Source organism: Leeuwenhoekiella parthenopeia, from assembly GCF_020782115.1.
Lineage (GTDB): Bacteria > Bacteroidota > Bacteroidia > Flavobacteriales > Flavobacteriaceae > Leeuwenhoekiella > Leeuwenhoekiella parthenopeia.
This window is the reverse complement of record NZ_JAJGMW010000036.1, coordinates 23,804-31,134: the sequence shown is the minus strand read 5'-3', so window position 1 is coordinate 31,134 and position 7,331 is coordinate 23,804. Positions and strand designations below refer to the sequence as shown.

Annotated in this window: 6 protein-coding genes; 5 read left to right on the top strand and 1 reads right to left on the bottom strand. The window is 41.3% G+C overall.

What is annotated here, in order from left to right:
- Positions 1-961: 961 nt before the first annotated feature.
- On the bottom strand, positions 962-2,032 hold the full coding sequence (locus LLW17_RS18270) for a putative type IX sorting system protein PorV2 (RefSeq protein ID WP_228231734.1): 1,071 nt from the start codon (positions 2,030-2,032) through the stop codon (positions 962-964).
- A 250-nt stretch (positions 2,033-2,282) separates the two neighbouring features.
- Between LLW17_RS18270 and LLW17_RS18265 the strand changes: the two genes are divergently transcribed.
- The 5 genes from LLW17_RS18265 to LLW17_RS18245 all read left to right on the top strand — a co-directional run bounded on the left by LLW17_RS18265 (position 2,283) and on the right by LLW17_RS18245 (position 7,020).
- Positions 2,283-3,023, top strand: a complete 741-nt coding sequence (locus tag LLW17_RS18265; RefSeq protein WP_228231733.1) for a CDP-alcohol phosphatidyltransferase family protein — start codon at positions 2,283-2,285, stop codon at positions 3,021-3,023.
- A gap of 63 nt (positions 3,024-3,086) precedes the next feature.
- Positions 3,087-4,232, top strand: coding sequence for a DinB family protein (locus LLW17_RS18260; RefSeq protein WP_228231732.1), 1,146 nt, complete (start codon positions 3,087-3,089; stop codon positions 4,230-4,232).
- 9 nt (positions 4,233-4,241) lie between these two features.
- Positions 4,242-4,865, top strand: a complete 624-nt coding sequence (locus LLW17_RS18255; RefSeq protein WP_228231731.1) for an NUDIX hydrolase N-terminal domain-containing protein — start codon at positions 4,242-4,244, stop codon at positions 4,863-4,865.
- 3 nt (positions 4,866-4,868) lie between these two features.
- The gene (locus tag LLW17_RS18250; RefSeq protein WP_228231730.1) at positions 4,869-5,666 is read left to right on the top strand and encodes a LytTR family DNA-binding domain-containing protein; all 798 of its coding nucleotides are present in this window, start codon (positions 4,869-4,871) and stop codon (positions 5,664-5,666) included.
- Positions 5,667-5,751: 85 nt separating this feature from the next.
- On the top strand, positions 5,752-7,020 hold the full coding sequence (locus LLW17_RS18245) for a S41 family peptidase (protein WP_228231729.1): 1,269 nt from the start codon (positions 5,752-5,754) through the stop codon (positions 7,018-7,020).
- Positions 7,021-7,331 lie beyond the last annotated feature (311 nt).

Below are 7,331 nucleotides of genomic sequence, written 5' to 3'. Positions count from 1 at the left end.
AGAAAATGACCCCAGTAGCCTTTGAAAAACAGTGTTCTTTGTTGGCTATCCCACAAAGAACAATAATGACTATTTTTAACAATGAAATAATAACCTAAAAACGGTCAACGCTATTTAGGGAAGTACAACAGGCAGGCTTTAGTTTTCGTTGTCTACAATGTGATTTACGCTCTTTTCGGGTTAAAAATACGTTTGCTTTGAATTTCAAACCTTGAATTTTAAATCAAAATAGCTCTAAAAATATCTCACCAACCTCTCTTCAAAGGGAGGCTTTAGTTTTCGTTGTCTACAATGCGATTTGCGCTCTTTTCGGGTTAAAAATACGTTTGCTTTGAATTTCAAACCTTGAATTTTAAATCAAAATAACTCTGAAAATATCTCGAAACCTCTCTTCAAAGGGAGGCTTTAGTTTTCGTTGTCTATAATGCGATCTACGCTCTTTTCGGGTTAGAAATACGTTTGCTTTGAATTTCAAACCTTGAATTTTAAATCAAAATAACTCTGAAAATATCTCACCAACCTCCCTTCAAAGGCAGGCTTTAGTTTTCGTTGTCTACAATGCGATTTACGCTCTTTTCGGGTTAAAAATACGTTTGCTTTGAATTTCAAACCTTAAATTTTAAATCAAAATAACTCTGAAAATATCTCACCAACCTCCCTTCAAACGCAGGCTTTAGTTTTCGTTGTCTACAATACGATTTACGCTCTTTTCGGGTTAGAAATACGTTTGCTTTGAATTTCAAACATTGAATTTCAAACCTTGAATTTTAAATCAAAATAACTCTGAAAATATCTCGAAACCTCTCTTCAAAGTGAGGCTTTAGTTTTCGTTGTTTACAATGCGATTTACGCTCTTTTCGGGTTAAAAATACGTTTGCTTTGAATTTCAAACCTTGAATTTTAAATTAAAGGTAGCTGAGTGATTTTGATGGATTGAAAATCCGTCAAAATCGTACCGAAGCTACCGAAACAACTCCCAATCGAGCTTTAAAGAGAAAATATTGGAATATACGGCAGCGCTCTGATCACCGATATCGGTAAGGGCGTAATCAATGTGAATACCCTTATATTGAAATCCTACACCAATATTGGGTTGAAAACCAAGGCGTGTGCTTCCGTCAAGCTGCGTGATGTCCTGAAAATTACCGATCCCTGCGCGTAGGAAAACAATTCCGGTGTACCCCACTTCAAAACCTGCTGCGGGAGAGGCGCTAAGTCCGGGACTGGAGATGATGTCATTGGTTTGCGTAAAGCGCATCAGCAGATCTACTTCGGCCTTGATCGAATAATCATAACGAATTAGCCAACTGCGGGCGATTCCCATCTGGAGTTTTGGGATGGTGACTTCCAGGGTTTCGGGCAATTCCTGATTTTGACCTTCAACCGCATCGCGAATGGTCGCAAATTGTTCTTCATCAATGGCCCAGGTATTGACGGTGGTGGTGATATCACGGGCCATAAGCCCAAAATCCCAATCCCCGCTCGAATACTGCAATCCAAAGTCGAGACCAAAACCCCAACTGGAAGCAAAATCCCCAATAATGCGACGCACGACCTTAGCATTCGCCCCCAGATTCAACCCCTGCACGGGTAACTCCCGCGCGTAAGATGCGGTAAGTGCATAATCAGCGGTAGAAAATAAGCTGATGCGGTTGTAATCTATGTTTCCGTTGGCGTCAATGAGTTGGGTGGTGTTTAGAATGTCATCTACCCCGAAGCGTATCAGCGAAATGCCCAGCGCGCTGCGGTCATCGAGTTTTTTCGCGAAAGCGGCATAATCATACAACGCAATATTGGCAAAATAACTGGCGTGCATCAGGGCGAGTTGGTTATCTTCAAGATGCACAAGTCCGGCGGGATTCCAGTAGCCGCTGTTTACATCTTTAGAGCTTGCCACCACGGCGTTACCCATTGCCAGTGACGCGGCATCAACCCCGATGTTTAGAAATTCGTTGGAGTATTTGCGTACCGCCTGAGCCTCCAGTGCCGTGACTACAAACAGACTCCATACGATAAATACTACTTTTTTCAACCTCAGAACAGATTTTGGGCAAATTTGGGTAAACCCCGTGACAATTTAAACTTTATTTTTTGCGATTAAGTATGAGGCAGTTGCAAAATGGCTGTTGTTTCAGTAGCATTTCGTTAGGGTCTTCTTAATTGGTAAAGGCTCCAAAAAGAATTTAGCTATTTTTACCCGGTAAGCGGGATTTCTTCAAACCAAAACCTTTGTTTTAGTGGAAACCCGTCTTACTATAGTACAACTAACCAAAACTCGTGTGATGACGATCAAAAAATACATTCCCAATGCGTTTACCATGGCCAACCTGTTTTGCGGGATGCTTGGTGTTTTTTTCGCTGCTACCGGTAAGCTGGATTATGCGGCTTATGCCGTCGTCGCGGGAATATTTTTTGATTTCTTCGATGGGTTTTTTGCCCGTATGTTTAAGGTGGAAGGCGAACTGGGTTTGCAGCTTGATTCACTTGCCGATGTGGTGACTAGCGGTGTGGTGCCGGGTATGGTGATGTTTCAAATGCTGCACAAGCTGGAACATTGGAATACCGGCGAGCGCTGGGTAGAAGCCGGAATGACCTGGGACAGTATTTCGATAATTCCGTTTTTGGGTTTTGCGATTACCCTGGCTTCGGCTTTTCGCCTTGCGAAATTCAATATTGATACCCGCCAAACAACTTCGTTCATCGGTTTGCCTACGCCTGCAAATGCCCTGCTCATCACCAGTTTGCCGCTCATTGTTCAGTTTCAGGATTATGCGCTTGCCGAAACCCTGATCACCAATACCTGGTTTTTACTGGCGCTCACCGCCCTGAGTTGCTATATGCTGAATGCAGAGGTTCCGCTTTTCGCTCTCAAGTTCAAAAGCTGGGGGATGGCCGAAAATAAAGTACGCTACGGGTTTCTGGCCATCGCGATCATTCTGTTGTTTTGGCTCACCTTTTTGGCGATACCGCTTATCATTTTGCTCTACGTTTTACTTTCATTGGTCACAAGAGCCCGGGCTTAAAAAATTAGTTTTGTAACGTTTGCTATGAATTCAGGTCTTTTAAGAAATCAAATCAATCAAAAGATGCAATTCAAAACTACCTCATTACTCGTTTTAATTCTTACCTGCTGTTCGATCGGCCTAAATGCTCAAAAAACCATTTCCAGAAGCTGGACGTCTTTTACGCAGTCTATCGAAGTACAAACCGCAACCGAAGTCAGGTTTAAGCTTGTCGGAAAAATTAAAGTGGTTTCAGATGATCCCAAAGGGGTAGCGGGACTCTGGGCGCGGGTAGATAACAAGAATAAAGAAACTGGCTTTTTTGACAATATGATGGATCGACCGGTTACTTCAGATACCTGGGAAACCTACACTATCGAAGGAATCTTCGATCAGGAGGCCAGGACTTTGAATATTGGCGGTCTGTGTATGCAGAATGGCGATTTCTATTTTGATGATCTCAAGCTCCTGATTGCTGATGAGAATGGGGATTTTAAAGAAGCCCCTATTCAAAATGCTTCTTTTGAACAAAGTACCGCTGAAAATCCGTTGTTGGGTTGGAGTAGTGGTATTGCTGAAGGGCAGCAATTAAAAATTAAGGAATACGATCCGCAGCTTACACAGGATGCTACAGATGGTTCACTTGCGATTCTGATCAAAGGTCGGGGAGCAACGCCGCCCCGCTCTATGGAGATTGTTGCAGAAGCAGGTTACACCCCGCAAATGGGGATTTTAGTGAGTATGCTCGACGCGATGAAAGAGCGGGTAGAGGGTTCGGTTAGAAATCATTCGGTTTATGAACTCGATTATTTGATGGACGAAAAGGCAAACAGCATTGGCTCCCTGATTATGCATTTGGCTGCCGCCGAAAAATTATATCAGGTAATGACTTTTGAAGGACGTTTTTTTAATAAAGAAGAAGAAAAAATTTGGGGTGCGGCGCTTAATCTGGGTGATGACGGAAGAGAATCCTTTAAAGGTCATGACGTTGACTATTATTTGAATTTGTATGATGAGGTGCGCGCTAAAACCAAAGAAGAATTGGCTAAGCGGGATGATAAATGGCTGGAAGAAGAAATCCCGGGTGCGGGAATGACTAACTTTTACGGCTGGTTTCACGTGATGGAACATCAGTCAAGCCATCTGGGTCAAATCTTACTGCTTCAAAAACGCATCAAGCCCGAAGATGTTCCCGAAGAAATCAAACCTTCGCAAACCATTAAAGATTAAATTACATACATGGATATTTCGGCTAATCTTCTCAATCAGATCAAGAAAATAAAATCCCTTGCTGAAGCCGGTTTGGTTTTCAATAAAGAGAACTACGATGCCGAGCGTTATGAGGAATTGCGTGCGATTTCGCTCGAGATGATGAGTATTTTGGCTGATGTGAAGGTTGAACAACTCAGCGATTTCTTCCTTCCGGAAACGGATTATCCCACACCCAAGGTTGACGTACGTGGTTTGATTCTCAACGAAAATAAGGAAGTATTGCTGGTAAAGGAAACAGTAGACGGTAAGTGGACCTTACCCGGTGGCTGGGCAGATATCGGCCTTACGCCGAAAGAAAACGTGCTTAAAGAAATCGAAGAGGAAACTGGTTTTAAGGCTGAAGTGAAACGCTTGCTGGCGGTGCTCGACAAACGCGAGTATCCGCATCCGCCCCAAACCCACTACGTGTATAAGCTGTGTTTTTTATGCGAAATTATTGAAGGTTCTTTCGATCCTAATTTTGATATCGGCGAGGTAGGTTGGTTTGACATCAACAACCTGCCGGAATTGTCTGCGGATCGTATTTTAAAAGAGCAGCTTTTAAATTTAGTAGCAATCGCAAAGCAGGACAAAACTGTTTATTTCGATTAAAGCATGAATACAAATTACCCATTTGATCCTGTTTTGAAGAGGCACCTTTTTATCGCTGGCGGATTATTTTTATGGGTTTTTCTATTTTTGTTTTTTACTGAACCGCTGGATGTGAGTGAATTGGGTTTTGAAGAAAAACTAATGTATTTACCCGTTTACGCTCTGGTTGCTGCATTAGGTTATCTTATGCTCTTGCCACTTCAATCCTGGGTTTATGCAGGCAATAATAGGACCTGGAAAATAGGATCAGAACTTTTAATGTTGCTGGCTTTTTCATTAGTTGGTCTTCTTTCGGTGCGCTTGGTATATTTATTTGTCGTCGTTCCTTATGAGCCCAATCCCTATACGTTAACTTATTTTATCATACATATTTACCTTCCGGCACTTTTGGTGGTGCTGCCTATCGTTGCTGTTGGTAGATATGGTTTGGGTCGCTATCTCGAGAAAAAACAGGAGGAACAAAAAATTACCATAGCAGGATCTGGAAATTATGAAGGTTTCCGTCTGGAATGGAAACAACTTATTATGGTCACCAGTGCTGATAATTATGTTGAAGTGGTCTATACTGAAAACAATCAGCCCAAAAAGCATTTAATTAGGAGTACTTTGAGTGCTGTTGCCTCAGATTTGCCTCAACTCCTTAAAGTGCACCGTTCATTTTTGATCAATCCCGATCATTACAAGTATGTAAATTCAGAAAATGGAAAGTGGGAACTTGTCATGATTCACGATTTAAAATGTACAGTTTCAAAAACCCATCTGCCTGAAGTAAAAGCTGCGCTTAATTTCGCCACAAATTAGCGGGATTTCGTCCCAAACACCTGTAAATAGCGGGCCTACATCAGTCTACTTTCTAGATTTGTCTCATCAAACTTTTAAATCCAAAATGATGAAGACTTCCTTTAAACTTAAAATCGCCCTCTATTTTGTATGCTTAATTTTGTTATCAACGTGCTCATTATTCGCACAGGATGTTACCTGTGATTGTAAAAAGGATATTGGCTATGTAATAGAGGAGTTAAAGAAGACCCCCGCCTACAAAAATGATTACCGAAGTAATGAGCAAACTTTTGACGCTCAGATTAAACCAATTATTTCAAAAGCATCCTCACAGACGCCACTTTTTGACTGTTATACACTACTGGTTCAAACCCTGCAGTTAGTAAATGACGGTCATAATTCAGTTTATGGTCTTCAGGATTTTGATTCTGAAAAACTGAAGGATCAGGATAAACTTGCGGAGTTTAAAAAGACAGCCTTCTATTCAATGTATCCTGATTTTTCCGGTGATCTTGACGAATTGACACAGCGATTATCAAAAAAATCAAACGATTCTATGGAAGGTATCTACTATGCAGGAAGTCGTTTGCAAATAGGTGTTGTTGCAGATAGCTTGAGTGATTCCTATAAAATGATTGTTTTAAATTCACAACTCCCTATCTGGGAAAATGGTGAGCAACTGGGTGTTCTTAAGAAGAAAGCGAATAATCAGATACTTGCAGTGATAGGAAATTATACCACAAAAACGCCAATCTCTATAACTACCGGTTACGCGCAGCGTGAATTTATGAGTTTAAAACTCACCAAAGACACGACCCAAACGCAGTTTTGGCAAGCTGGCCTTTCTGATAAGACCTACTATTTTGAGCAATTAAATTCCGATCTAAGCTATCTTAAAATAGGAAGTTTTAGTGGCTTTTACCCAACTTTGGGCGAAGCCGAAGCATTTTATAAGGATTTACAAGAGCGCAAGATTTCAAAAAATATCATAATAGATCTGAGATCTAATGGTGGCGGCGGTGATCGCAACTCTGATATTTTGTTTGATTTTCTTGAAAAAGTACATAAGGGCACTCGTATTTATGCGCTGGTCAATCAAAATACAGCCAGCAACGCAGAGCAGTTTGTTTTACGGCTCAAAGAGCTGGATCATGTTACGGTTCTGGGAGATCGTACCAAAGGTATGATTGCGTATGAATTAAAAGGCGCTATTTCGACTGTGCCAAGTGGTTTCTTCAAACTCTACCTAACCTCGAAGAAGCACAAAACCTACTTACCCTATGAAGGTGTGGGAGTAGTGCCTGATGTATTTCTAGATTATTCAAAAGACTGGATAACGCAAACTCAGTCAATTATCCTCCAGCGGACTAATTAAAAGCGGATCTTCCTCTGCTCAACCTTTATCTGATGCTATTTTGATACTAGATTGTTACCATTTTCAACCACAGAATGTGTGGTAAAGTGTGGTAGGAGTGTGGTTGCAGTGTGGTAGGAGTGTGGTTGCACCCCGACTTTAAGCAGAACGAACCTGGGAGTATAATGGGATAAATTTTGAACTGGATTGAGCTTTCGAGCTAAACTTTAAATATGCAGCCAGCCTAATAATTTCACAGAGATTAAATAAGCTTTTTGAATAGTATGACTAAATAACAATCGGTAACTAGAGATAGCAAAAACGGTAAACTA